Here is a 26,741-nt window from a genome sequence, read left to right on the forward strand (position 1 = left end):
TCCAGAAACTTTATTATCTGAAGAAAAATAGGTAATTTTGTACTATGTTCAACACATTAGGTAATCTTCTCAGTCTTACAACATTTGGAGAAAGTCACGGCGTGGCTTACGGCGGTATCATCAATAATTTCCCGGCAGGTTTAACGGTAGATTTCGATAAAATTCAATATGAATTGGATCGCAGGAAACCCGGCCAGTCCGCAATTGTCACTCAAAGGAAAGAAAGTGACACGGTAAAATTCCTTTCAGGAATCTTCGAGGGGAAAACAACAGGTACTCCAATCGGTTTTATTATCGAAAACGAAAATCAGAAGTCGAAAGACTATGATCATATTGCAGATTCGTATCGTCCGAGTCATGCAGATTTTACGTATGACCAGAAATTCGGGATCAGGGACTATCGTGGTGGCGGGAAATCTTCAGCAAGGGAAACCATCAACTGGGTAGTTGCGGGAGCATTGGCCAAACAGCTTTTATCCAGCATTGAGATCAATGCGTATGTATCTTCCGTAGGCGATATTTTCTGTGAAAAACCTTACCAGGCTTTAGACTTTTCAAAAACGGAAAGTAATGTTGTGCGTTGCCCGGATGCCGAAACTGCTGAAAGAATGATCGAAAGAATCAAAGAAATCAAAAAAGAAGGCAATACCATTGGCGGAACCGTTACCTGCGTGATCAAAAATGTTCCTGTAGGAATCGGGGAACCTATATTTTCCAAGCTCCAGGCCGAATTGGGAAAAGCGATGCTGAATATCAACGCCTGTAAAGGATTTGAATATGGAAGTGGTTTCTGCGGAGCTAAAATGACCGGAAAAGAGCATAATGATGCTTTTAATACAGATTTCACCACTAAATCTAACCTTTCAGGAGGAATTCAGGGAGGAATCTCTAACGGGATGGATATTTATTTCCGTGCGGCATTCAAACCTGTGGCCACGATCTTAAGACCTCAGGACAGTGTGGACAAACATGGAAATCCTGTAATTGTAGAAGGAAAAGGACGTCACGACCCATGTGTAGTGCCGAGAGCTGTTCCTGTTGTGGAAAGTCTCGCGGCATTTGTACTGGCCGATTTATTTTTGATCAACAAGACAAGAAACATCAATAATTTTTAATATAAATATTTTTGGTAATGAAAAATTACTGGGATCAGGGAATATCTTTTGAAGAATATATCCGCATCGCAAAAGAAAGGCTAGAAAATCCTGCCAATCAACAGGAAACTGACTATAAACAATACTATGAGCTCGGGCTTCAGAGAATGGACAGAACCCTGAAAAAGTATGTTCCGGATGAGGAACAGTTAAAACAGCTGGCTTCTAAAAATTTTGACGGAAAAATACTGATTATTTCAGAAGCCTGGTGTGGTGATGCCAGCGCTACAGTTCCTGCCCTTGTTACTTTTTTCAAGGGGCACAATGATGTGAAAATTTTTCTGAGAGATAGTGACAAAAGCCTGATCAGCCAATATCTGACCAACGGTACAGAATCTATTCCTAAAGTAATTATCCTTGATAAAGATTTCAATGTAAAAAATTCATGGGGACCGCGTCCAAAATACGGATACGAGCTGCTCATGAAGCACAAAGCAAATCCTGAAGCCTATCCTAAAGATAATTTTTATAATGATCTGCAGCTGTATTATGCCAAAAACAGAGGTAAGGATGCAGTTCAGGAGATTCTGGAATTACTATAAAAGCATTGAACTCCAGACGGCAACAATAACAGTAAAGATCAGCTATGAAAAAGAACATCATTTATCTTGTCCTCATTATTATTATCGGTGTGATAGCCTTTGTTCCGGGCGTGAAAGAATATCTCAGAGATCAGTTCTTCCCGATCGCAACGATTGAAAATGCCGTCCATGTAAGCGAAGAAGATTATGACATCGAACTGAAAGGAATTAATGTACCAAGCACCAACCTAAAAACCTTTAAAAATAAACCTATTTTCCTTAATTTCTGGGGAACCTGGTGCCCTCCATGCAGAAAAGAATGGCCTACGATCCAGAAGCTATATGATTCCAGAAAAGGAAATGTAGATTTTATTCTTATTGCTATGAATGACAAGGAAGAAGATGTAAAAAAGTTTTTAAAAGATAACAATTATTCAGTTCCCGTATATATTGCACAGAGTCCTATTTCTGAAAAAATCCTTCCCAAAGTATTTCCCACCACTTTTCTGATTGATCAGCACGGAAGGATCATCATTAAGGAAGATGCTTACAGAGATTGGAACACAGAGACTGTGCATCAGTTCATTGACAATATTATCAAATAGTTTTTTAACTAAATTTTATAATTAATTGGTATAGAATTTGCGAAATTTATAATGTTGAAAATTGATTAAAACTAAACACAAAAATGAAATATTCAAAATTGAATCTTGCAAAAGAAGCCATCAGCCACAAAGGCTTCGTCAAAAAAATTCCTGACATTTTCAGAATGGTCAAATTATGGAGAAAAGGTGAATATCCTATGAGATCCATCGATATTATCCTTCCTCTTCTGGGGATTTTATACGTCATCTCCCCTATTGACTTACTTCCCGAGTTTGCCGTACCTGTTCTAGGAGTTATGGATGATCTTGCAGTATTGTCCCTGACGATTCCAAAACTTATCAAAGAAGTGGATAAATTCTTACTATGGGAAGCAGAGCAGAGGCTGAGAGGCACTAAAGTTATCGATGCAGAAATTGTAAAATAATAATTTACATAAATATTTTTTAAACCATCCTGAAACATTTCAGGATGGTTTTTTGTTGACAAATGAATGATAAATTTTTAAGCCTTATTTCAAATCATTAAATTTGCAGTATCTAATAAAAAATAATGGAAAGTAAAAAAGAGTTTTTCTTAGAGTGCTACAAGCTGGGCATTATCAAATTCGGAAGGTTTACCCTAAAAAGCGGTATTGAAAGTCCGTTCTATGTAGATCTCAGACCTTTGGCCTCAGACCCTAAAATCTTAAAGAATCTGGCAAATTATTTATTGGAAATGCTTCCTCTGGATAATTTTGATCTCATCTGCGGAGTGCCTTATGCAGCCCTTCCGATGGCTACTGCCATGTCTCTGGAAAGCTATATTCCATTAATTATCAAAAGAAAAGAAGCAAAAAACTACGGAACAAAGAAACTGATCGAAGGAATTTACCAGAAAGGTCAAAACTGTCTTTTGGTGGAAGATGTCATCACTTCCGGAAAATCCCTTATAGAAACGATTGCAGAAGTAGAACAGGAAGATCTTAAAGTAGCCGATATCGTTGTTGTTCTCGACAGAGAACAAGGCGGGAAACAGTTATTAGAAAGCAAAGGCTACCGGGTTCATACCCTTTTCAATATTTCCGAGGTTTGTACCATTCTTCAGGAAACCGGGGAACTGTCTGATGAAGAAGTAAAAAGAATTCAGGATTTCCTTCAAGGGAACCATATTCAGTTTGAAGAAAAGACCAGAAGTTCTTACGAGCAGAAGCTGGAACATGCGCAGCATTCCGTTTCTAAAAAATTACTGGAGACTGCCTTGGCAAAAAAATCCAACCTGATTGCATCTGCAGACGTTACCACAACACAGGAACTTCTGGCTCTTGCTGAAAAAGTAGGTCCGCATATTGTTGCCTTAAAAACTCATATTGATATCATTTCAGATTTTGAATACGAAAAAACAATTATTCCTTTAAAAGCATTGGCAGAAAAACACCAGTTCTTACTGATGGAGGACAGAAAATTTGCAGATATCGGCAACACCCAGGAACTGCAGTTTACCAGCGGGATATTTAAAATTACAGACTGGGCAGATTTTGTTACTTCCCAGGTAATCGGAGGATTTGAATCTTTAGACTGCTTTAAAAACGTAGGAGTTGTTGCCATTGTGGGAATGTCTTCCAAAGGTACCCTTACTACAGCCAGCTATCGTGAAGAAGCTTTAAAAGTAGCATTATCTCATCCTAATGTAATAGGAGGTGTATCACAGAACCAGATTCCTGAAGAGCTGTTACTGTTTACTCCGGGCGTTAATCTTGCAGACTCAGGAGACGGAAAAGGACAGCAGTACAATACACCGGAACATGTTTTCAAAATGCTTCACTCCGATTTTATTATTGTAGGACGGGGAATTTATAAGTCTGATGATCCCGAAAACGCTGCCGTTACTTATAAAAACGAAGGCTGGAATGCATATGTTAATTCTTTGCAAAAAAATATGATCCAGGACTAAATCCTGCTGAAAATATTCAAAATAAGTTTATATTTGGGCTTTATCACAGGATATTGAAAAAGATCACCACTTGCCTTGTTTTGTTTTGGGGAATTGTACAGGTTTCCGGGCAGAAAGACAGTATATATATAGAAGCGAAATTATCTTCCGACAGAAAAACGCTGGAAGTTAATCAGGAAATTGTGTATTACAATCATTCCGGAAAAGACCTTCATTCGGTAAAGCTTCTCAACTGGGTTTCTGCTTACAATAAAAAAGGAACATCCTTAGTTTACAGAAAACTGGAAGACAGAAACAGTGATCTTCATTTTGCAAAGACCGGTCAGTTGGGCAAGCTTCTTGATCTTCAGATTAAGAATTCCGCACAGCAGCCTGTCCCGGTGAATTCCAATACGGATGAAAATCTTTTTCTCCCTCTAACAGAGGTTTTGAAGCCTGGTGAAAGCGTCAAATTACAGCTTCAGTACAGAATGTTGCTTCCCGATAAAAAATTTACGGGTTACGGGACTTCTGATCAGATTACTGCATTAAAATATTTCTTTATTGTTCCGGATCATTTTGATCCGGACAATATTTCCAAAAGAAACTATCACGATATTGAGGAATCCGTGAGTTTCAACACTTTCTGGACCGTCAATTTTGATCTGCCACCCAATAGTTTTATTGAAAGTAACCTGCCACAGATCCAGATGAATGCCTTTAAAGGCTATCTTGATTCCGATCCTGAATTTGTGATCTCCCCCAACGGGCTCTCTTCCATAAAAGTAAATGTAGATGGTACAGATACTGAAATTAAATTCGGGTATAATCTGAAACCGGAAGAAAAGCAAAACCTTGAATTTTATCTGCCTTTACATTTGAAGTTCATTAAAGAAAGAATAGGTTTCCTTCCCAAAAATCTATTCATTTCCGAAAAATTCAGATCTTCAGAAGATTTCTTCGGAAATAATGATATTACTTTCTGGAAATTCAAGTTTCAGCTCTTCACCGATTCGGAAAAAACAGATCTTGATTATTTCGGAATTATTGCAAAAAAAATACTGGACGAAAGCGTTATTGCCGACAAGCAGAAAAGCCATTGGTTTAAAAATGGTTTAAAATCCTATCTGGAAATACAGTATCTCCAAAAATTCTATAAGGACACCAAGTTATTGGGTACACTGCCGGAAACCCGTATTTTCGGAGTCAAACCACTAAAACTGTTCCATGCATCCAAAGTAAAGCTAATCGACCGTTACGGACTGGCTTATCAATATATTATGTCCCAGAATCTAGACCAGAAGATCAGCGAAAACTTTACCGTTTTGAGCAACTTTAATGATATGGCGATCAGTAGTTTTGAAACCGGAAGTCTTTTCAACTATACAGCAGAAAAAATGGGCTATGATCGTTTTAACAATATTGTGAAGGATTATATTTCCAAAAACACGGATCAAAAAATTGACCCGGAAGATTTTCTTAAAGAATTAGCCGAAGAAGAAAAAACATCTGCTTATCTCAGTGATTTTTTCAAACAAAAAAACAGGGTGAACTTCAAACTGAGAAATATTAAGAAACAGGAAGACTCCCTGAATATCAAAATCGGTAAAAATACAGATTCTCCTATTCCGGTAAGGCTCGAAACACAAACCAGCGGAGGTGAAATAAAATCCTATTGGGTAGAAACGGAAGAAAAAAAAAGGGTTATAAACTTTGCCCTTCCCTCTTCAGAAGACATTCACAAGGTAACACTGAATTCAGATTATATTTTTCCGGAATCTAAATACCGGGACAACTTTTTATACGCAAAAGGTCTGTTTTCGAATACTAAAAAAATAAAATTCAAACTTATTAAGGATATTCCCAATCCTGAATATAACGAAATATACGTCACTCCAAGAGTACGTTTTAACAATACTTACGATAAATTCCTTCTGGGGGTGAATTTGAAAAACCAGTCATTCTTTGACCAGAAATTCCTGTATTCGTTCACACCTACTTACAGTACAGGAACCGGTAAACTGACTGGATCAGGGGCGATCTCCTACTCTTTCCTTCCTGCTGAAAGTATTTTCAGAAGTATCACTTTCGGAGTGTCCGGATCCTATTTTCATTATGATTACGGACTGGCTTACAGGAAAGGTTCCGTATTTTCTAATTTCAATTTCAGGAAAAACCCACGAAGTACGGTAAGCAGAAGCTTAGGATTTTCCTATAATTATTTAGAAAGAGATCTTAGCCCGGCAATGATTGCGAATAAGGACTATGACAAGTATAATCTCTGGAGTGCAGGATATGGATACAGCGACAGCCAGATGATCCATGAAAAAAGCCTGAACCTGAGTACTCAGGGCATGGAGGATTTCAATAAAATAACTGCCGAAGGATTTTACAGATGGGAATTTGCTCCCAAGCAAAAGCTAAGTGTCAGGTTATTTGCCGGCTATTTTATAAGAAATGAAACCAGGAACAATACTTTCAATTATGGAATTTCGAGGGTATCCAATTATTCTTTCTCTTATAATCTTTTGGGCGAAAGTGCCAACAGCGGGCTTCTTTCACAACAGTTTATCCTTGCTGACGGAGGCTTCAAATCTTTCATCCCCGGATCTGTGAATCAATGGATTACTTCTTTTAACGTAGATTCCAGTGTATGGAAGATTTTCCATGTATATGCGGATGCAGGAATCTACAAAAATAAAAACCGTCCTGCAGAATTTATCTGGGACAGTGGAATTAAGGTAAGACTTATCCCTGATTTTCTTGAGATTTATTTCCCGATACAGTCTTCACTAGGTTTTGAACCTTCTTTCAAGGATTATGCAAAACGCATCAGATATACCCTGGTTCTCAATCTTGGAGCTGTTATCAATGCTGCCAGAAGAGGATGGTACTAAAAATAAAAAAGCAACTGCAAAACAGCTGCTTCTTTAACATGTTATATTGAAAACTAACTTTTATTACTATAAATAAATTTTATTCGCTTAGATTAGAAAAAATTATAAAATTTTTCATCTGTATTCTATAAATATCAAAAATAATACCACACGAATAAAAAAATAATTATAAAAACAAATACATTAAATAAATAGTCAAACACAGTATTAAAGTCATAAAAAAGCCCGGGCCATTTCTTCGAAATGGCCCGGGCTTTTATTAATAAAGAAACTAAAATTAGTCTTTTAAGATCTTCTGAGATACAGGCTCGTTATTTACAGTTCCTGTAACGATATAGTTACCTTTCGATAACTCAGCAACATTTACAGTTCCGTTTTCTTTTACAGAAGCAGACTTCACTACCTGTCCGAACATGTTGTACACTTTTACATCTTTCACATCAGCTCCGAAAGTGATCTCGTCGCTTTTAACGAAAGTATTTTTTACGAAGTTTCCTGATTTTGCATTTTTGATATCTGCAACAGCCAGTGTCGTTGAAGCATATGTTCTTGCAATCAGATTATCAATACTGATATTCCCCGTTCCTGAAGTAGCAGACCCTGCCTGTCTAATTGCCACAGAAGCCAATTGAGTTGCAGCGGCAGATGTACCCGTACTATTCGACAATAATGGTTGTGAATTGATCAATAATGTTCCTACATTAGTTGAAGGGGTTACGCTATTATCAACAGTATAAGTAACCGTAATATTTGCAGGAGTACCGTAAGGAATTTCAGTACCATAAGTAGGAGTTGCAGTACCTCCGGAGTTATTTAAAATTCCAAGTGTATATCCTGTTGCACTTCCTTTAATATAAAGTCTTCCGTAAAAAAATGTTACAGATGTACCTGCTGTACCGCCAAACATTAAGAAATAATCTCCAGTTGTAGTAAGTCCCGTTGCACTTGCAACATTAATTGTAGCAGAATAATCAGCTTTATTAACAATACCGGCAGCCATAGTGTAAGGAGTAGAAAATGCTTTATTTGCATCTTCTGCATTTCCTGCTACTAAATTAACCACACTTCCATTCGCCATAAGCGTACCCGTAGTTCCGCTATGCGCAACCCACCCGTTTGCAGTAAGGGCTCCTGTATAATTAAAATTATCTGTAAGTACAGTAGTTTGTGCATTTACAAAACTAATAGCAGACGCTATTCCCAAAATAGTAAAGATTTTTTTCATTATAAAAGGTTTTAAATTTATGGGATAAAAGTACAAAAAAAAACACCACTCTATTAAAGTGATTATACATAATTAACAATTAATTAAAGTTGTTTTTTACTATTCACTTAGAAGCCTCATTACCATTGATATTTCCGATTATATCATAAATCCCTTTATGAAGATTTATGATAATTAAAATTCCTTTTAATAAATTAAATTTAAGGTTTTATAATATTTAAATTAATTTTCTGTTAATAATGATTAACCCCTCTCCATTAACAATTTTTAGTTATTTTTACGAATTATTTTGAAAGGCTTGCGGAATTTTTTTCTTCTGATCGGTTTGTTTGTCATGGGCATATTTTCGGCCCATGCGCAGATATTTTCGTGGAAAAACCCAAATATTCCGGAAGACAGCATCAAAAAGGACAGCATCCTGGCAGCAAGATTTGAGCAGGATATTTTTGCTAAGGATACGATGGATTTTGTAAAAACCAATAACAAAATAATCGTAGATGAAGCCGTACTGGTTAAGAATGACAAGAAAAGATTTTTAGGAGAACTGAACTCTAAAGGTTCCATTATCCGGGGAATTACATTTGGTAACAATCAAGGGCAATCTGTGCAGAGTTCTATGGATCTCCAGATATCAGGTCGGCTTTCGAAAGATGTGACTATTCTGGCAAGTATTTCGGATCACAATCTTCCTATTCAGGCTGACGGTTACACCCAAACCCTGGAAGAGTTTGATAAGATCTATATGCAGCTGAATATTAAGGACAAATCGATCCTCAGGGCAGGACATCTTGATCTTGTAGAATCCAAGAACTATTTTGCAAAATTCCAGAGAAGGAGCATGGGTCTTGAATTCCAGACCGAATTCGGAAAGGATAATAAAACTTTTGTAGATGTTTCCATGGGTGTGGCACGAAGTGAATTTCACAGGGTCCGCTTCCAGGGGGTTGAAGGCAACCAGGGACCTTATCGTCTGACGGGGAAAAACGGAGAACAGTTTATCACTCTGATTTCAGGTTCCGAGCAGGTATTTATCGACGGTATCCTGATGAAGCGTGGAGAAAACCAGGATTATATCATTAACTATAATACCGGAGAGGTAACGTTTACCAGTTTCCGCCCGATTTTTCAGCAGAATTTCATCACTATCTCCTATAATTATACGAACAGAAACTATTCCAGGTATCTGTTTACCGGAAAACTGGAGCATCAAAGGGAAAAGTTTAAAGTAGGATTGAACTGGTTCATGGAAAATGACAATAAAAATGCTCCCCTTTCCTTAAATCTTTCCAAAGAAGATGAACAAATTCTTGCTGAGGCAGGTAATGATCCGAATTTGATGTATGCCCCTTCAGGGGTGGTGACTCCTTACGATGTCAATAAAATCCTGTACCGTTTAAACCCGGCCGGAAATTTTTATGAATTTTCAACAGATCAGAACGAAACACTTTACCAGGTTTCTTTCACTTATTTTGGGGTCAATCAGGGAGATTATAAAATTACGCAAACCACCAATAACGGCCGTGTATTTGAGTATGTCGGAAACAATATGGGAGATTATAAAGCCGTGAGAAAGCTTCCTTCACCTCAAAAATCTCAGGTATATTCCGTAAATTCCGAGTATCTTTTAAAAGATGGAAAAATCGGAGCCGATTTCTCACTGAGCAATTATGATCTGAATTTATTTTCATCAAAAGATGCAGCTCAGAACATGGGATATGCATGGCGTATTTTCGGAAATAAAAGCTTTACAAAAAGCAACTGGAAAGGAACTCCAAGCTTCGAATATCAATACATCGACAAACAGTTTCATATTCTGGACCGCATCAATGATGTGGAATTTTCGAGAGATTTCAACCTGGCTCAGGAGTTCAGCCAGAGAACCCAAAACAGATTTATTTTCAGCTTCTTAAACAAATGGAACAATAAATCCACCTTGAATTACCGCATCAATTACCTGGACGAGCAAGACAGCTATAAAGGAATGAAGAACGATCTTGATTTCAGCTGGATCACCGGAAAGTTCTTTACAAAAGGAAACTTATCCTATCTTAATACCAATGCTACGTTGCAGGACACTAAATTTATAAGAGGTGGTGTCTCTACGGAATTTACCGGTAAAAAAGGAAGCTGGGCCGTTGGAGGAAGCATGGAACACAATGAGAAAAAGTATAATGATACGCAGCTCATGGATGTCACCAGCTTCAGCTGGAAAGAAATTTTTGTTCAGAAAAAGATTGGCGACAGTACCCGTACCAAGCTTCTTGCAAAAGTATATATGAGAGATAACGATTCCGTACGGAATAACAGGCTGGAAAGCATGAATAATATCCTCGGAATTATGGCAGAAAGCCAGCTGATTAAAACGGAAAGAACGACTTTGAATGCTTTGGTGCATTACAGAAAATTCTTTTATCAGAATGATGAGGCAGACATGACCCGAAACAATGACTTTGTTGTCGGAAATATCCTGTATAACCAGCAGTTATTCAGAAACGGGATGCGCCTGCAGGCATTTTACGAGCTTGGAAACGGGCAGGAAGCTCAAAGAGAATTCCAATATCTTAAGGTAACGGACGGGCAAGGTGTTTATAAATGGACCGATTATAACGGAGATGGGGTCCAGCAGCTGGACGAATTTGAAATTGCAGAATATTCTGATCTGGCGCAGTATATCAGAATTTACACGAATTCCGTGCGGTACATTCCTTCAAACAAAAATAAAATCCAGCTGGCATTATTCGTGAATCCTTCCATTGTTTTCAATTCCGAAAACGCTTTTTTAAAGCGCTGGAATTTCAATGTTTCATTAAATTCACAAAACTCATTCTATAAAAAAGATAAAGTTCTTGTTCTGAACCCTTTTGAAAAAAACAGTGACCAGATTTTAAAAAACCAGAACATTTTAGCTTCCGTACAGTTTAATCCTACTGAAAAATCAGGCTGGAACGGAAATTACCGTTTTATCACCAACGATAACCTCATCAATGCCAATTTCAGTAACGAGGAGCGCGAGCAGGTTTCGCATTTCATTAATATCGGTTATTGGTTTAATAAGGAGTTCAGGGTTGACTGGGAAAATTCGATCCATGATCTTAAAAATTCATCCCAATTATTTGCCACAAGAGATTACCGGCTGAATAATTTCGAAACAAAGCCGAAAGCAACCTATAAGTTTACAGATGCTATTCAGGCAGAACTTTCCTCCGCATACCGTCAGAAAAAAAGAATAGATGGCGAAGAACTGCTAAAAGCATTTGATGTTACCGGAACCATCCAGTGGGAGCGCAAAAAAACTTCAATCAGAGGGAATTTTTCTTTCATTAATAACGATTTTACGGGAAACAATTTCAGCATTGTAGGAAACCAGATGCTCGACGGACTTAAACCAGGGAAAAACCAGGTATGGAGTGTTTTCATCCAGCAGGCGATCAATTCTTTCCTTCAGCTCAACTTAAATTATGAGGGAAGAAATTCCGGAGACCGCACCATCCATATCGGAAGTATGCAGGTAAAGGCGAGTTTCTAGTAGAATGAGAATGTTGTAGAGTTGGAGGGGTAAAGCGTTGGAGTATGAAACCGGCAAAATTGACTACCTTAAAAATCTGAAATCTGATGTCTGAAATCTGATGTCTAGTATCACTTCCACCACTCTATTTTCACCATAGAAATTATCATATTCTCAAATGTTTATAATTTCGTAAATTTGCAGCATGGTAAAAATAGGCAATATAGAACTGCCGGAATTTCCGCTTTTGCTGGCTCCGATGGAAGATGTAAGTGATCCTCCGTTCAGACGCCTGTGCAAAATGCATGGAGCAGATCTGATGTACTCAGAATTTATTTCTTCTGAAGGCTTGATTCGTGATGCGATAAAAAGCCGTAAGAAGCTTGATATTTTCGATTATGAAAGACCAGTCGGTATCCAGATTTTCGGTGGCGATGAAGAAGCAATGGCAATGTCCGCAAGAATTGTAGAGACTGTGAACCCTGATCTGGTTGACATTAATTTTGGGTGCCCTGTAAAAAAAGTTGTGTGTAAAGGAGCAGGTGCAGGAGTTCTTAAGGATATTGACCTTATGGTACGCCTTACCAAAGCTGTAGTAAGCTCTACCCATTTGCCAGTGACGGTTAAAACCCGTTTGGGCTGGGACAGCACCAGCATCAATATAGATGAAGTGGCAGAACGTTTACAGGAGACAGGCATCAAAGCTTTAACAATACACGCAAGAACCCGTGCGCAGATGTACAAGGGAGAAGCAGACTGGGAACACATTTCCAGAATTAAGCAAAATCCAAATATTGAGATTCCTATCTTTGGAAACGGCGATATTGATTCTCCGGAAAAGGCTCTTGAATACAAACAGAAGTATGCATGCGACGGTATTATGATCGGCCGTGCAGCCATTGGATATCCATGGATCTTCAATGAGATCAAACATTTTTTCGAAACAGGAGAGCATCTTCCTGAGCCTGCTATTGCAGACCGTTTACTTGCTGTACGCCAGCATGCGGAATGGAGTGCGGAATGGAAGGGAGAAAAACTAGGTCTTATTGAAATGAGACAGCATTACAGCAATTATTTCCGTGGTGTTCCACATTTTAAAGAATTCAGAAAAAAATTCCTTGAGGTCTTTACTTTAGAAGAAATGGATGTGCTGATTAAAGAGACCCAACAGTTTTACGAAGAATACCAGACACAAGTATAAATATAAAAAACCATCATATCTGATGGTTTTTTTATGTTTTTAATATCCTCCTGATGAAGATTCGTTCCTTATCAGACCTAAGGCTGAAGAGGTTCCAATCCTTTTAACTCCCATGCTGATCATTTTTTCAGCATCTTCTGGCGTTCTTACTCCTCCGGCTGCTTTTACAGGAAGTTTTCCTGCATTATCCAGCATAATCCGTATGCCTTCAAAAGTAGCACCATTCGGTTTACCGCCTTCCGTCTGGTAAAATCCCGTAGAAGATTTCACAAAAATATTCGGGAAATCATTTTCGGAGAAATGTTCCTGTGACCAGTTGGAGATATTTTTGGTAAGATCTGCAATCTGATCATCCGTCAGCGCAGCAATCTCAATAATCCATTTGGCAACCTTGTGATGCTGAAGGGCAAGTTTTGTACACTGTACAAACTCATTTTTTACCAGCTCAAGGTTTCCGTTAAGATAAGCATTGTAATTAATCACAAAATCCAGTTCATCTGCCCCGTCTTCAATGGCTTTGGAAGCTTCGGCGAGTTTTTCTTCAACAGAATAAGTTCCTTCATGAAAGCCTATTACGGTTCCTACCACGACATCTGAATGTCTTTCCTGAATATACTTTTTGATATCCGCTACATAATCCGGACGGATCATTACGGCAAAAATACCATTATCTATGGCTTCCTGCACAAGTTTTCTATCTAATTGTAATGTTTCTTCGTCTGAAATACCTGACTGTGCAGGCGTTTTCAGATAGGTTGAATCCAAATATCGGGCAATGTTCATAATCTTTATACTTTCAGTTGTCTGTAAATACCTTGTTCCAAAGATATGAAAGTTTCTGTTCTTGTCACTCCTTTCAGCTTCTGAAGTTTGCTCAGAATCTGCATCAGATGGTCATTATCTTTACAAAGTACTTTTAGGAATATGGTATAATTTCCTGTTGTATAATGAGCTTCTACTACCTCATTTACATCCCTGAGAGATTTTACGACATCCGGGTAATGACTGGGCTGGTCTAAAAACATTCCGATGTACGAAATTACCTTATAGCCTATTTTTTTAGGGTTAAGAAATGAAATTGAGTTTTCGATAACTCCCGCGTGCTCGAGCTTTTTAATCCTTTGATGTACTGCTGTTGTGGATATTCCAACATTCTTTGAAATGTGGGCTAAAGATGTTTTAGCATTATCCATCAGCATGTAAATGATTTCCTTGTCAATCGAGTCTAAATGATAACTTGTGTTACTTGAATTTTTCATTTTCTACTTTATATTTATGTTTTTGTCTCTTCAAATTTCACAAAAACCGGAAAGTGGTCGCTGTATCCGCCTAAATACCGTGTACCGGCATAGGTTCGGAAGGGACGCCCTTCAAAATTTCTCATCTGGCTGCTGATTTTTTCAGAATTAAAAATATGGGCACTCTGAAAACTCAAACCATCACGGGCAAAAAGGGATTTTGACATGATTATCTGATCATACAACAGTCCTGACTTATAATGAAAAGTAGAATAATTTCTTGTTTGAAACAGTTCCTGAAAAGGGTTTACCAATACCTTCTCATGATTGTTATCGTAGAGAATTTTTACTAAATTTTCATCATCGGGGTTTTCGTTAAAATCACCACACAATATTACATGTTCCTTTTCGTTACTTACTATTTTCAAAATCCTTCCATGGATCTCATTAAGTATAAAGTCTCTTTTGGGCTTATTAACATCTTTTTCTCGCTTAGAGGGAAGGTGGGCGATAAAAACATTAATAACAGTTCCTTTATATTTAACTTTAGAAAACAATACGTCCCTGGTTGTGTCGTAATTCTCTGTGTTTTTTCTATTTATAATTTCAAAGAAGAAAGTAATGGTTTCTGAATCCATTATTTCCACTTTATCTTTATGATATAACATGGCTACATCTACCTTTCTTTCGTCCATAGAATTGTAGTGTACAATCCCATATTCGGAATTAAAAGGTGCCATTTCTACAAGATCTTCCAAAACTTTCCTTCCGGAAACTTCAGAAAGTCCAATTAAAAATGGAAGTGTTCCATTTTCCTCCTTCATCAGCTGAAAAACATGTGAAATTTTAAAAAGCTTGTTTCTATATCTTTTTTCATCCCAATTTTTCAAGCCGGACTTTGTAGGGTCTAATCTGTGAACAGGTTTGGGATCTGGCAAAAATAAATTTTCAACATTATAAAAAGAGAACATCTCCATCTGCAAAATTGCTATCTTAAAATTATCAATTTCTTTTTCGTTGTAAATTTATTATTTTTTTTCAAACTTCATTAATTAATTTATACTATTTTCAGGTTAATATTATGCAAGCAATAGGTAAGAATTAATAAAAAACATCAATAAAAACGTCTTTATAAAACAAAATTATTAAGTAATTAAAATTATCACCGCAAAAAATAAAATCAAAACAATATATACATACTAAATTAATAAGAAAAAAAATAAAGATGAAATAAAATACAACTAATAATTTTAACTTATTTTAGATGAATACTGATTTTTATTCTTTTTTATTTGCAAAATCTCTTAAGAATGAAAAAAAGAATACTTTTTTTAACAGTTTTCGGTTATTATTTTAAAGCAAATCGGGACGTTTTTCCTGGGTAATTCTTACAGCTTCATCATGGCGCCATTCTTCAATCCGGGCAAAATTTCCGCTCAGTAAAACTTTCGGCACCTCCAAACCTTTGTAAACCTCCGGTCTTGTATAAATAGGGGGTGAAAGAAGATCGTCCTGGAAGCTGTCTGTAAGGGCACTCTGTTCATCATTCAAAACTCCCGGAAGCAATCTTATTACAGAGTCCGCCAGGACACACGCTGCCAGCTCTCCTCCCGTAAGTACATAATCGCCAATTGAAATTTCTTTGGTAATATGAAGATCACGAACGCGCTGATCGATGCCTTTGTAATGACCACAAAGAAAGATCAGGTTATTTTTTATGGATAATGTATTGGCTATTTTTTGGTTAAGGGTAACTCCGTCCGGGGTCAGATAAATAACTTCATCATATGTTCTCTGCGATTTAAGCTCAGAGATACATTTATCCAGCGGCTCTATCATCATCACCATTCCCGCTCCGCCCCCATAAGGTTCATCATCAATCTGCCTGTGCTTGTTGACAGCCCAGTCTCTCAGGTGGTGGAAATGAACTTCCACCAAACCTTTATCCATTGCCCTTCTTAAAATAGAAGTCTGAAACGGGCTTTCCATTAATTCGGGAAGTACGCTTATAATATCAATTCTCATTGTAAAGTACTGTTTTTCTTATTAGGCGAAATAATTAATCGTAAAGAAGAGTCTTTATTGAAATAGCTCCACATCCAGTTGAAAAAAACTGCAAGCTTATTTCTTACACTCAAAATCAGCATCAGATGCAGGAACATCCAGAAATACCACGCCAGGAATCCCTGGAATTTGATAAACGGAAGATCTACCACAGCTCTGTGCTTTCCAATGGTTGCCAGTGAGCCCTTATCCTTGTATTCATATTCTATCCATTCACTGGCATTCTTCTTCAGAAAATTCTTACCTAAATTTTTTGCTTGATTAATGGCTACGTTGGCTACCTGAGGATGTCCCTGCGGATACTTCTGGGTTTCCATATAGGCAATATCTCCTATTGCATAAATATTGTCGTAACCTTTTATTTTATTATATCTATCTACTATATATCTGTTCTTAACTAATTTTTCTGCGGGAAATCCGGCAATTACATTTCCGGTAACGCCTGCCGCCCAGATCACATTATTGGAAGGAATGCTTTTCCCGCTTTTGGTGTGCACTTTATCACCGTCATATTCGGTAACCACCTCTCCACTCATAAAGGTCACTCCCAGGTCTTTAAGGTATTTTTCAGATTTTTCCTGTGCTTCACTGCTCATTACAGCAAGCGGTTTTTCTGTGGAGCTTACCAGAATAATCTTAAGCTGGTCAAAATTCATATAGGGATAATCCCTCGGAAGAATTTCTTTTTTCATTTCTGCAAAAGCTCCTGCCAGCTCTACACCGGTAGGTCCGCTTCCTACAATAACAATATTCCAGTTTCCGTCATCGCTTCTGCTTTTTTCGAGAATGAGTTTTTCAAAGGTCATCAGCACATGATTCCTGATGCTTATTGCTTCCTGGGTATTTTTCATCCCGAAAGCTCTTGATTCCATGTCCTTGTTTCCAAAGAAATTGGTTTTACATCCCGTAGCGATCACCAGTTTATCATAGGTAAACTCGGCTTCGTCTGTAATCACTTTATTATTAACAGGATCAATCTCTTTTACTTCAGTAAGACGAAACTGTGTGTTCCTGGATTGCTGAAAAATCTTTCGGAAAGGAAAGGAAATATTGGAAGGCTCTATCCTCCCGCAGGCAACCTGATAAAAAAGCGGCTGAAACATATGATGGTTCACCCGGTCCAGAACAATGACCTTTTTGTTCTTACCATTTAATGTTTTTGCAAGCTGCAGCCCCGCAAATCCTCCTCCGATAATGATGATCTTTTCGCGTGTTTCCATAGTACACAAATTTACTGATTTTATTTAGCATTTAGTAGTGAAATAAGTTAGTTTTGCAAAACTTTATGACACCAAAAAAGTACACCAAAAAAACTGCCAAAAAAGTACATGAGAACCGCCGGAAGAATTATTTTTTCCGACGGAAAATGATATTGGGTATCTTAATTCTGGCCCTGATAGGAACGGGATTTTATCTGAAGCAGTCCGTGAGCTATTACTATGCGCTGTATTTTAATAAATTTAACCATAAAAAGCTGCATAACACTGGACTGGAAACAGCCAGAATACAGAAAATCCTGACAGCTAATCTCGATAAAACCTATGGTTTCGACGTTTCCCATTATCAGAATAAGGAAGATATAAAATGGGACAGCCTGAGCATTGGAAACAAAACAATTCCCCTGGAATTTGTGGTGATGCGTGCTACGATGGGAAACAGGAATGCAGACAAACATTTTGATGAATTCTGGGTGAAATCCCAAAAGCATAATCTGATTCGCGGAGCCTATCATTTTTACAGGGCCGATGAGGATCCTGTGATCCAGGCTAATAATTTTTTAGCTAATGTAAAGCTGGAAAGCGGTGATCTTCCGCCCATCCTCGATATTGAAAAAATCCCAAAAAGGAAGACCAATAAAAAGCTTGTAGAAGACCTGAAAGTATGGTGCAAAATCGTAGAGGAAACGTATGGGGAAAAACCGATTATCTATACTTATTATCATTATTATAAAGATTTCCTGAAAGGGGAATTTGATGACTATCCGCTATGGCTGGCCAATTACAATGATGTGCCCTCTCCTACTCCTGATGACCAATGGGATTTCTGGCAGTTCACGGAAAACGGGATCGTTCACGGGATCAATACCAAAGTGGATCTCGATATTTACAACGGAAGCTCCTGGTCTTTGAAGAGGCTGACGCTGGATTAAATGATGAATGATGATTGATAAATGATGGTTGATTATACTAACCTTCAATTTATTTTTTTGCCATTTACCTTTTTAGCCTATTCACCCCCTTTACTTTTCTAAAAACTTCACTATATCTTCATTCAGCTCATCTGCATTTTCAAAGGGAATCATGTGGGTTGCATCTTTATAGATCTTAAATGTGGCATTGGGTATTTGTTCTGCGATCATTTCCGTATGATCCTGTCTGATCACATCTCTATCTCCGGCAATAACCAGAACTGAGCTTTTAATTTTGCTGAGATCTTTTTTGCTGATGTGGGGTTCGTTCAGCATAATTTCCACCAGTCTTCTTTCATTGAATTTTTCAGGCTGATTTTCTATATCCAGTACTAAAAGCTGATTTTTCATATGGGAAACAAGCCTTTCATCAACTCCCTCAGGGAAAGCATTGGCCCCGATAGCAATTACTTTGTTACAATTTTCCGGATACTTCAGCGCAAATTCAAGTCCTGTAATTCCGCCATCGCTCCAGCCGGCAATATTTATTTTTTTAAGTTCCAGCTTATCTGCAAGCGCTTTTACGTCATCTGCAAATTGGGTATAAGTAAAAGATTTTTCGGATGTATCAACACTTTTGCCCTGTCCCCTTGTATCAATAGCTATTACCCTGAACTTTTTGGACAGAACCGGAATCTGCTGATAAAAATCCTTTATGCTTCCTGAGTTCCCATGAAGAAGAAAAAGCGGCTCCCCTTCTCCATAAACTTCGTAGTACAGCCTGGTATCCTTTAAGGGAAGATAAGCACCTGAAGCATCATTTTTTCCGTAAATAGAATTGCCGGATTCTATATTATATTTCGAAACATCAGAAACCAGGCCTTCAAGATCATCTCCCAATGCAGCTGTTTCATCCTTGACATTTTTTGCTGATTTATCCATTTTTACATCGATGTTAATTGCCGGTGCTGCCAGTGTCATTTTCTGCCAGTCCCCGTAAAACTTCCTAATAAAACCTGTCCTGAACAGTGCCGCACTGATCCTGACCATACCGTCAAATTCTTTCAGGAACTGAATTCCAATAAAGAATTTCCCCTGTACCCAAATGTTGTGATCATTAACATCCAATGTATAAGTTCCATTTTTGATCATATCCTGTGTGAGTTCCACTGTTATTTCCTCATCCAGGATATTTTGATCAGGGAAACCGTTTTTTTCCGTGTAAATACTGTACCTCATCACTACAGGCCTGTCCGAGGTGTAGCTTGCAATATTCAGGTTGATATTTTTAATCTTTGATCTTTTGCTGGCATTAAATTCCAGAGCTGTTTCACCAAGAAAATCTTCTTTTTTCAACTTAGGATTTACCAAATAGATAACACTTTTCGTTTTCGTATTTACTCCCCAGTTTTTATCAATCAGTTTTTTTACTTTGATATTAACTTCATTGATATTTTTAACTTTTTCATTTAAAAATATTTGCCTTCGGTCCTGTTGTCTGAGATTTTGTACTGTTTCAGAGTAAGGTTCATAGCCTGGAACTTCAATTCTGACCTTCTGTGAAGGGTTGAACCCGGAAAGGTCAATGGTAAAATTTCCTTTTTCATCGGAAACCGTACCTGCATTTTCTTTTTCTACGCCAATCTTCACATAAGGAACCGGCTGGTTTTCGTTTTTGGAAATCACAGTTCCGGAAATTACCTGTGCATTAAAGGAATATGCCGCAAAAACTAAGAATAAAATATTGAATTTTTTCATGGGATCAGTTTGGTGCAAAATTCTTTATTTCATTCCTTGAATACTCCCAATATCTTATTAAATTTTAAAGTTGTTTAGTTAAATTTATTGTAAAAAATCACCTGACTGTGAGAATATTTCTAAAAAACATTTAATATCTAATTTAAATACATGTTGATCTCTAAAAAATAGGTATTAGACTTTTCTTAAATGTTTTTTCCTGAATTTAGTTAGATATTCTTTAAAACTATTCTAGTTACATTTTCGTATTTTTGCAGTTCGATTCAAAATCAATATCAAACTCTTATATTCCAATGAATTACGTTTCTGCAGAAAATCTTACTAAATCTTACGGTATCAAAGTTTTGTTTAAAGACATCTCTTTTCACATCAATGAAGGGGATAAAATAGCTATTGTTGCCAAAAACGGAAGCGGAAAATCGACCCTGCTGAAAATATTAATGGGGAAAGAAATTGCAGACAGCGGTACTGTGGTGATTAATAAAGATATTCAGGTAGTCCTGTTTGATCAGGAGATCGACTACAACCCGGAGCTTACGATTAATGAGTTTATGATGACTTTGGATTCTGAACCGATCCTTGCTCTTAAAAATTACCATAAATCCCTTCATTCAACAGATGATGCTTTTATTGAAAAAGCCCTGAACGATATGGAAGCTCACAAGGCCTGGGATCTGGAAAACGAAATGAAGCAAATCCTTTCCCAGCTGAAGATTACGGATCTTGATGCCAAAATGGGAACCCTGTCCGGAGGTCAGGTAAAACGTGTTGCCCTGGCAAAGCTTTTAACCGAAACCAGAGCGGAACATAAGCATACGCTTCTTATTATGGATGAGCCTACCAACCACCTGGATGTGGAAATGGTAGAATGGCTTGAAAATTATCTGACCAAAGCAAAAATAACTTTGCTGCTGGTAACCCACGACCGTTATTTCTTAGACAGTGTCTGTGATATTATCTGGGAAATGGAAGATCAGAATCTTTATCTTCATAACGGATCTTATGCAACATACCTGGAAAATAAAATGATCCGTGAAGATAATATGAGTGCAACCATTGACAAGGCGAATAACCTTTACAGAAAGGAACTGGAGTGGATGCGCAGACAACCTAAAGCACGTACTACAAAATCAAAAAGCAGGATTGATGCTTTCTACGAAACTGAAAAAGTAGCTAAAACCGACACCCGGAAACAGGGACTTGAATTGGATTTTGAAATGAAACGTCTGGGGAATAAAATCCTCGAACTGAAAAATATTGATAAAAGTTTCGGAGATAAAGTATTATTGAAAGATTTCAGTTATCAGTTCCAGCGTGGAGAAAAAGTGGGAATCGTAGGCAAAAACGGAGTTGGAAAATCTACATTACTCAATATCATCCAGGGTTATGAAAAATTTGACAAAGGAGAGATTGAAACAGGAGAAACCATCTCTTTCGGATATTTTTCACAAAAGGGATTGAAATATAAAGAAGATGAGCGAGTTATAGATTTCATCAAGGAAATTGCAGAATTTTATCCTCTTGCCAACGGAAAAAGCCTTTCTGCATCCCAGTTTTTAAGGCTCTTCCTGTTTGACGACCAGACGCAGTATTCTCCTATTTCAAAACTATCCGGTGGAGAGAAAAGAAGGCTGCACCTGATGTATATTCTTTATCAGAATCCTAATTTCCTGATCTTTGACGAACCTACGAATGATCTTGACCTTCCGACACTGACTGTTCTTGAAAATTTCCTTCAGCAATTTCAGGGCTCGCTGATTATTGTGTCGCACGACAGATATTTCATGGACAGAATTGTAGACCATATCCTGGCTTTTGAAGGAAATGGAAAGATTAAAGATTTTGTAGGCAATTTCTCAGAATACAGAGAAGCGAAAAGCCGCGAGGATGCTTTGGAGAAAAATACTGTTTCCAAACCGGAACCCGTTAAAGAAATCATTGCAACTCCTGAAGCTTCTCCGGTTTCTTCAAAAAAAAGAAAAATGTCCTTTAAAGAACAAAGGGAACTTGAAACGATAGAAAAAGAAATGCCTGAACTGGAACAGCAGCGTTCTAAGATCATGGATCAGCTTAATAATGAAACGGATTATGAAAAAGTGGCCAAACTTTCTGCCGAACTGGAAGCTGTTTCTGAAAAGCTCGAAGAATATGAGATGAGATGGCTGGAGCTTCAGGAAATATAATTGAGTGAGCGGGTTTGAGAGTAGGAGTGTTGTAGCGTTAATGTGTTATAGCGTTTTAGAAAAAATACTTTATTTAAAGCTCTAAAACTCTCCCACTCTCAAACCCTCAAACTCTCCTACCTTATAAATACACTATTTTCCCTTCTTTCGAACTCTCCAGGGATGCATCAATGATTTTCATGTTCTGAACCACTTCCCTTCCCTGGGACGGCAACGCATACCCAAAAACGATATATTCATAGATCTGCTGGTAGTAATTCATATAATTCCCAGCCTCACTGGAAGTAAGGATTCTTTCGGTTTCTGAATTTTCATTTAAGAAATTTAAAATGCCGTCTGTTCCTTGTAAAGGCTCTGTCCATTCTGTACCATAGACCGGTATTGCTCCAGCTACCAGTTCGTTTTCCTGATTATCAGTTCGCTCCTGAAGAAAACTCCCTTTCTCCCCGTGAATGGCATACGCATAATGGGCTTCTTTGGTGAAAACAGATGATTTCAGTCTCACTCTCAGGTTATTTTTATAGTACAGCAAAATTTCAAAATAATCGTTTGCGTATTCTTCTCCTTTCATGGAAAAGACATCGGCAAAAAGTTTCTCAGGATATCCAAAATACTGTACCGCCTGATCCACTAGGTGAGCTCCAAGATCATGAAGAGATCCCGAACCTGTCTGCTGCGGATTTTCTTTATGCTGTTTTCCGCTGGGTGTGGTACGGAATCTGTCGAAACGGATCTCTGCTTCTTTTATTTTGCCTAATTTTCCATCGTTCAATATTTTATGAACCTGCAGAAAATCACGGTCGAATCTTCTGTTTTGGTAAACACTTAAAAACAGTCCTTTTTGTTCTGCAAGCTCAACCAGTTCTTCTGCTTCTGAAACACTAACCGTAAACGGTTTCTCAACAATGATGTTTTTTCCTGCTTCCAGTGCCATTTTTGCATATTCATAATGGGTTTGTACAGGCGTATTGATGATCACCAGCTCAATATCTGCATTCTGAAGCATCTCTTCTACCGAACGGTAAATGGTAGCTTCCGGATATTTTTCTTTTGATTCTTCTTTGCTTCTCTCTACTATAGCTGCTATAAAAAATCCGGGATGCTCTTTTAAAAAAGGGGCATGAAATACTTTACCGCTCATTCCAAAGGCACAAAGTCCTGCTTTTACCAATTGCATATGTATAATTTTTAACAAATATATTCAATAATCTGCAGTTAGAAAGCTTTAGAAAAAATCAGTGTTTACCTCCTCAATAAAATATGACAAAAATCATTTTATTATTTTTATTAATTCTAAATTAGTCCTTTGCAAAATTCTTACTTTTGCCGCATTATTTAAAACTAGTCTACATAAAAATAAAATGAATAAACAGCTTGTAACTTTAGGATTTTTACTGGGTACCTTGTCTCTAAGTGCTCAATTGAAAAATATTGAGGCCGATACTATCAGAACCCAAACGATTGAAGACATTAATCTTCATAAAACCGGAAATCCAAATCAGGCAAGAACTTTATCCACAAAGTCCAGCCTTACGGTGATGGAAAATCCTCAGGCTATTTCTATTGTAACTCATGAAATTATTGAGCAGCAGCAGGCGAAACAACTAAGCGATGTGCTTCAGAATGTAAATGGAATGTACATTACTTCATCCAGAGGGAATTCTCAGGACAGTTTTGGGGGCCGTGGTTTCATTTTAGGAAATGATAATATTTTTAAAAACGGAGCAAGAATTAACAGTGGTGTTTTTCCTGAAGTAAGCGGTCTGGAAAGGGTTGAAGTACTGAAAGGAGCCAACGCCATGCTGTACGGAAATACAGCTGCAGGCGGAATTATTAATATGATTACCAAGAAACCTAAGTTTAATTTTGGCGGAAATATAGGATTAAACGGCGGAAGCTGGAATTCTTATAAACCGACCGTTGATATTTATGGACCTCTATCCAAAAACATTGCCTTTAGGGTAAACGGTGCTTATGAATATGCCGAAAGCTTCAGAGATGTTGTAGAATCTGAAAAGTATTACTTCAATCCTTCATTTTTATTTAACCTTAGTCCGAAATCACAGCTAATTGTAGAGGCAGATTATCTTAAGAATAATTTCACTCCTGATTTCGGGATTGGTTCTATCACCAATACTGACAAAAGCTATTCCATGAACAATTTATTGTCAAGAAACGCTTTTTTAGGTACGGACTGGCAGTATCAAAATGTAGAGCAGTTATCTACGAATGTAACATTTATCCACCAGTTCAGTGAAAAATGGTCTTTAAATGCTACCGCATCTTATCAAAACTATACCAAGGACTATTTCTCAACGGAAAGGGTGCAGTGGGAATATGCAGGTAACCGTTTGGCATGGAAAAGACCTCTGAACAGAACTTATAATGAACAAAATTATACTTCATTACAGGCCAACATCAATGGAGAGTTCAATACGGGAAGTATAAACCATAAAGTTTTAATCGGGGCTGATGCAGATTATGGATTGGCAGATTCATATACCTATTACGATCCTACCATTGCTGATCCGAAAAAAGCAGTCTACGGAAGCTCTTTCCTATTCGGTACAAATGGGAATCCTAACGGACTTGTTTATTTAGATGATCCATCTACATGGGCAGGAGGCACAATGCCAACTTCGGAACATGTAGCAAAATTTGAGCGTTCAAGGATTCCTACGCAGAGGATAGGAGTATATGCTCAGGATTTCATTAGTATTTCAAAGCAATTTAAAGTACTTGCTGGCTTAAGATGGTCCTATGTAGAAAACAAAAGCACCAGAAAAGAAAACTTTAAGGATAATACCCAGCCCGATGTTCCTTTTTCAAGCTCATCAGATATGGCAGTATCACCTAAAGCAGGGGTAATATATATGCCAAATGATAATTTATCAGTATTCGCAACCTATACCAACTCCTTCTCCAATAATGTAGGTTCAGATAGAAATAATCCAACTCAAACTCTTAAACCTACTTATATTGACCAATATGAAGTAGGGGCAAAGAAAAATCTCTGGAATAATGCTTTAGCGGTAAATCTTACTGTTTATCAGATATTATACAAAAATTACTATCAGGTTGCATTAAATGATGCAGGGGTTCAAATAGATCCAAACGGGCTTTTAAAAGATTTTGCCGGAAAAATGAGAAGCCGTGGTGTGGAACTGGATATTACAGGAAATCCTACTGAGAACTTATCTATTATAGGAGGATTCTCTTACAACAATTCGGTATATCTGGACACTCCTGAAGATGTTGGGTATGTAGAAAATCAAAGACTTGTAAGAACCCCGGCTACAACTGCCAATGCTTCAATATTTTACAAATTCACCAGATTTGCTAAAGGCTTAAAAATAGGGGCTGGAGCTTACTTCATCGGTGACAGGATTGCAGGATGGAACGATACCAAAAAGGGAAGTAACAGTTTAGCAGCCAGAAACGGGGTAAGCAGAATGTTTGAGCTAAAAGATTACACCACTGTAACGGTATCCGTAGGCTACGAATGGAAGAAATTCTCTATCCAGGGGAAAGTGGGTAACCTGTTTGATGTTGAGAACTATAACGTGCACGAAAATTATTCAGTTAACCCAATTACACCAAGAAACTATTATTTTACATTAACGTACAAACTCTAGAATTAAATATAATTTCAGTATTCAAAGTGGAAACTGCATTGCTGCAGCTTCCGCTTTTTGAATTATAAAACAAATATACAATATGGATAAGATCAAAGACACAAGAAGTTTCATGAGAATTACTCACCGTTATCTGGGATATTTTCTTGCCGGAATAATGGCTGTGTATGCATTGAGCGGAGTTTTACTTGTTTACAGGGATACAGATTTTCTTAAGAATGAGAAAAAATATGATAAAACGCTTGCCGTTAACCTTTCAGAAAAAGAGCTTGGAAAAGAACTGAAAATTAAAGGTCTCGAAGTAGAGAAAACGGAAGGCACCGTTCTTCATTTTAAGCAGGGAACTTATGACGCTTCCACCGGAAAGGCAAAATATTCAAAAAAAGAACTTCCTTTTGTACTGGACAAGATGGTAAAACTTCATAAATCGCAGTCAAAAGAAACTTTATCTCCCCTGAATACATTTTTCGGGATTGCTTTATTTTTCTTTGTCATTTCAAGTTTCTGGATGTTTAATCCTAAAACAAAAGCTTTCAAACGTGGAATAAAATTCACTATTGCAGGCCTTATTATTTCGGTGATTCTTTTATTGATATAAATTGCAGTATTAGCAAAAAAAAGACGAAATAATTCACATTTCAATCATACTAAAATTAACAGTTTTTCTGAGTTTTTATCTAAAATTAAGAAGTCTGGCACATTTATTGTCTTTTCTCTA

20 protein-coding genes are annotated in these 26,741 nt (G+C 37.4%); 12 read left to right on the plus strand and 8 right to left on the minus strand.

Features of this window, described 5'->3' with window-relative positions; all coding sequences use genetic code 11:
- Positions 1-44: 44 nt before the first annotated feature.
- The 6 genes from aroC (at position 45) to ACM40_RS09620 (ending at position 7,086) form a co-directional block, all read left to right on the plus strand.
- Complete coding sequence (gene aroC / locus ACM40_RS09595; RefSeq protein ID WP_048502574.1) at positions 45-1,115, plus strand: chorismate synthase; 1,071 nt, start codon at positions 45-47, stop codon at positions 1,113-1,115.
- 17 nt (positions 1,116-1,132) lie between these two features.
- A complete protein-coding gene (locus ACM40_RS09600) occupies positions 1,133-1,696 on the plus strand; it encodes a thioredoxin family protein (protein WP_048502575.1) in 564 nt (187 codons plus the stop codon).
- Positions 1,697-1,740: 44 nt separating this feature from the next.
- A complete protein-coding gene (locus tag ACM40_RS09605; protein ID WP_048502576.1) occupies positions 1,741-2,280 on the plus strand; it encodes a TlpA family protein disulfide reductase in 540 nt (179 codons plus the stop codon).
- 83 nt (positions 2,281-2,363) lie between these two features.
- The gene (locus ACM40_RS09610) at positions 2,364-2,705 is read left to right on the plus strand and encodes a YkvA family protein (protein WP_048502577.1); all 342 of its coding nucleotides are present in this window, start codon (positions 2,364-2,366) and stop codon (positions 2,703-2,705) included.
- A 125-nt stretch (positions 2,706-2,830) separates the two neighbouring features.
- A complete protein-coding gene (gene pyrF / locus ACM40_RS09615) occupies positions 2,831-4,210 on the plus strand; it encodes an orotidine-5'-phosphate decarboxylase (RefSeq protein WP_048502578.1) in 1,380 nt (459 codons plus the stop codon).
- A 53-nt stretch (positions 4,211-4,263) separates the two neighbouring features.
- Positions 4,264-7,086 carry an aminopeptidase gene (locus ACM40_RS09620; protein ID WP_228376161.1) on the plus strand — a complete coding sequence of 941 codons (2,823 nt, stop codon included), beginning with the start codon at positions 4,264-4,266 and terminating at the stop codon, positions 7,084-7,086.
- Positions 7,087-7,363: 277 nt separating this feature from the next.
- Here the strand turns inward: ACM40_RS09620 and ACM40_RS09625 are convergent, their stop codons facing one another.
- Complete coding sequence (locus tag ACM40_RS09625) at positions 7,364-8,311, minus strand: T9SS type A sorting domain-containing protein (protein ID WP_048502579.1); 948 nt, start codon at positions 8,309-8,311, stop codon at positions 7,364-7,366.
- Between the two features lie 334 nt (positions 8,312-8,645).
- Here ACM40_RS09625 and ACM40_RS09630 point away from each other — a divergent pair, with 334 nt between their 5' ends.
- Positions 8,646-11,837 (plus strand): hypothetical protein, encoded by a 3,192-nt coding sequence (locus ACM40_RS09630; RefSeq protein ID WP_048502580.1) that lies wholly within the window; start codon positions 8,646-8,648, stop codon positions 11,835-11,837.
- Positions 11,838-12,021: 184 nt separating this feature from the next.
- The gene (gene dusB, locus ACM40_RS09635) at positions 12,022-13,017 is read left to right on the plus strand and encodes a tRNA dihydrouridine synthase DusB (RefSeq protein ID WP_048502581.1); all 996 of its coding nucleotides are present in this window, start codon (positions 12,022-12,024) and stop codon (positions 13,015-13,017) included.
- A gap of 39 nt (positions 13,018-13,056) precedes the next feature.
- On the opposite strand, the gene deoC is transcribed toward dusB, so the two are convergent.
- From deoC to ACM40_RS09660, 5 genes are all read right to left on the minus strand, one after another.
- Positions 13,057-13,803: a deoxyribose-phosphate aldolase gene (deoC, locus tag ACM40_RS09640; RefSeq protein WP_048502582.1), complete on the minus strand. Its 747-nt coding sequence runs from the start codon at positions 13,801-13,803 to the stop codon at positions 13,057-13,059.
- A 2-nt stretch (positions 13,804-13,805) separates the two neighbouring features.
- On the minus strand, positions 13,806-14,276 hold the full coding sequence (locus ACM40_RS09645) for an Lrp/AsnC ligand binding domain-containing protein (RefSeq protein WP_048502583.1): 471 nt from the start codon (positions 14,274-14,276) through the stop codon (positions 13,806-13,808).
- 14 nt (positions 14,277-14,290) lie between these two features.
- On the minus strand, positions 14,291-15,232 hold the full coding sequence (locus ACM40_RS09650; RefSeq protein ID WP_048502584.1) for an endonuclease/exonuclease/phosphatase family protein: 942 nt from the start codon (positions 15,230-15,232) through the stop codon (positions 14,291-14,293).
- Between the two features lie 376 nt (positions 15,233-15,608).
- Complete coding sequence (trmD, locus tag ACM40_RS09655) at positions 15,609-16,280, minus strand: tRNA (guanosine(37)-N1)-methyltransferase TrmD (protein WP_048502585.1); 672 nt, start codon at positions 16,278-16,280, stop codon at positions 15,609-15,611.
- Positions 16,277-17,539 carry an NAD(P)/FAD-dependent oxidoreductase gene (locus ACM40_RS09660; RefSeq protein WP_048502586.1) on the minus strand — a complete coding sequence of 421 codons (1,263 nt, stop codon included), beginning with the start codon at positions 17,537-17,539 and terminating at the stop codon, positions 16,277-16,279. Before ACM40_RS09660 ends, trmD begins: the two co-directional genes overlap by 4 nt.
- A gap of 65 nt (positions 17,540-17,604) precedes the next feature.
- Here ACM40_RS09660 and ACM40_RS09665 point away from each other — a divergent pair, with 65 nt between their 5' ends.
- Positions 17,605-18,468: a glycoside hydrolase family 25 protein gene (locus tag ACM40_RS09665; RefSeq protein WP_048502587.1), complete on the plus strand. Its 864-nt coding sequence runs from the start codon at positions 17,605-17,607 to the stop codon at positions 18,466-18,468.
- Between the two features lie 90 nt (positions 18,469-18,558).
- Here the strand turns inward: ACM40_RS09665 and ACM40_RS09670 are convergent, their stop codons facing one another.
- Positions 18,559-20,205 carry an alpha/beta fold hydrolase gene (locus ACM40_RS09670; protein WP_048502588.1) on the minus strand — a complete coding sequence of 549 codons (1,647 nt, stop codon included), beginning with the start codon at positions 20,203-20,205 and terminating at the stop codon, positions 18,559-18,561.
- Between the two features lie 293 nt (positions 20,206-20,498).
- Here ACM40_RS09670 and ACM40_RS09675 point away from each other — a divergent pair, with 293 nt between their 5' ends.
- Complete coding sequence (locus tag ACM40_RS09675; RefSeq protein ID WP_048502589.1) at positions 20,499-22,388, plus strand: ABC-F family ATP-binding cassette domain-containing protein; 1,890 nt, start codon at positions 20,499-20,501, stop codon at positions 22,386-22,388.
- Positions 22,389-22,509: 121 nt separating this feature from the next.
- Here the strand turns inward: ACM40_RS09675 and ACM40_RS09680 are convergent, their stop codons facing one another.
- On the minus strand, positions 22,510-23,565 hold the full coding sequence (locus tag ACM40_RS09680) for a Gfo/Idh/MocA family oxidoreductase (RefSeq protein ID WP_048502590.1): 1,056 nt from the start codon (positions 23,563-23,565) through the stop codon (positions 22,510-22,512).
- A gap of 184 nt (positions 23,566-23,749) precedes the next feature.
- On the opposite strand from ACM40_RS09680, the gene ACM40_RS09685 reads away from it, so the two are divergent.
- A complete protein-coding gene (locus ACM40_RS09685) occupies positions 23,750-26,023 on the plus strand; it encodes a TonB-dependent siderophore receptor (RefSeq protein WP_048502591.1) in 2,274 nt (757 codons plus the stop codon).
- A gap of 82 nt (positions 26,024-26,105) precedes the next feature.
- Positions 26,106-26,621 (plus strand): membrane protein, encoded by a 516-nt coding sequence (locus ACM40_RS09690; RefSeq protein WP_048502592.1) that lies wholly within the window; start codon positions 26,106-26,108, stop codon positions 26,619-26,621.
- Positions 26,622-26,741: the final 120 nt, after the last annotated feature.

The sequence above is a fragment of the Chryseobacterium sp. BLS98 genome (genome assembly GCF_001045445.1).
Classification (GTDB): Bacteria; Bacteroidota; Bacteroidia; order Flavobacteriales; family Weeksellaceae; genus Chryseobacterium.

Bases quoted from the DNA above. Each gene is read 5' to 3' on its own strand.
- ACM40_RS09670 (WP_048502588.1), bottom strand. From the start codon at position 20,205: ATGAAAAAATTCAATATTTTATTCTTAGTTTTTGCGGCATATTCCTTT.
- ACM40_RS09630 (WP_048502580.1), top strand. From the start codon at position 8,646: ATGGGCATATTTTCGGCCCATGCGCAGATATTTTCGTGGAAAAACCCA.
- ACM40_RS09645 (WP_048502583.1), bottom strand. From the start codon at position 14,276: ATGAAAAATTCAAGTAACACAAGTTATCATTTAGACTCGATTGACAAG.
- dusB (WP_048502581.1), top strand. From the start codon at position 12,022: ATGGTAAAAATAGGCAATATAGAACTGCCGGAATTTCCGCTTTTGCTG.
- ACM40_RS09625 (WP_048502579.1), bottom strand. From the start codon at position 8,311: ATGAAAAAAATCTTTACTATTTTGGGAATAGCGTCTGCTATTAGTTTT.
- aroC (WP_048502574.1), top strand. From the start codon at position 45: ATGTTCAACACATTAGGTAATCTTCTCAGTCTTACAACATTTGGAGAA.
- ACM40_RS09605 (WP_048502576.1), top strand. From the start codon at position 1,741: ATGAAAAAGAACATCATTTATCTTGTCCTCATTATTATTATCGGTGTG.
- ACM40_RS09660 (WP_048502586.1), bottom strand. From the start codon at position 17,539: ATGGAAACACGCGAAAAGATCATCATTATCGGAGGAGGATTTGCGGGG.
- pyrF (WP_048502578.1), top strand. From the start codon at position 2,831: ATGGAAAGTAAAAAAGAGTTTTTCTTAGAGTGCTACAAGCTGGGCATT.
- trmD (WP_048502585.1), bottom strand. From the start codon at position 16,280: ATGAGAATTGATATTATAAGCGTACTTCCCGAATTAATGGAAAGCCCG.
- ACM40_RS09675 (WP_048502589.1), top strand. From the start codon at position 20,499: ATGAATTACGTTTCTGCAGAAAATCTTACTAAATCTTACGGTATCAAA.
- ACM40_RS09680 (WP_048502590.1), bottom strand. From the start codon at position 23,565: ATGCAATTGGTAAAAGCAGGACTTTGTGCCTTTGGAATGAGCGGTAAA.
- ACM40_RS09690 (WP_048502592.1), top strand. From the start codon at position 26,106: ATGGATAAGATCAAAGACACAAGAAGTTTCATGAGAATTACTCACCGT.
- ACM40_RS09685 (WP_048502591.1), top strand. From the start codon at position 23,750: ATGAATAAACAGCTTGTAACTTTAGGATTTTTACTGGGTACCTTGTCT.
- ACM40_RS09665 (WP_048502587.1), top strand. From the start codon at position 17,605: ATGACACCAAAAAAGTACACCAAAAAAACTGCCAAAAAAGTACATGAG.
- ACM40_RS09650 (WP_048502584.1), bottom strand. From the start codon at position 15,232: ATGGAGATGTTCTCTTTTTATAATGTTGAAAATTTATTTTTGCCAGAT.
- ACM40_RS09600 (WP_048502575.1), top strand. From the start codon at position 1,133: ATGAAAAATTACTGGGATCAGGGAATATCTTTTGAAGAATATATCCGC.
- ACM40_RS09610 (WP_048502577.1), top strand. From the start codon at position 2,364: ATGAAATATTCAAAATTGAATCTTGCAAAAGAAGCCATCAGCCACAAA.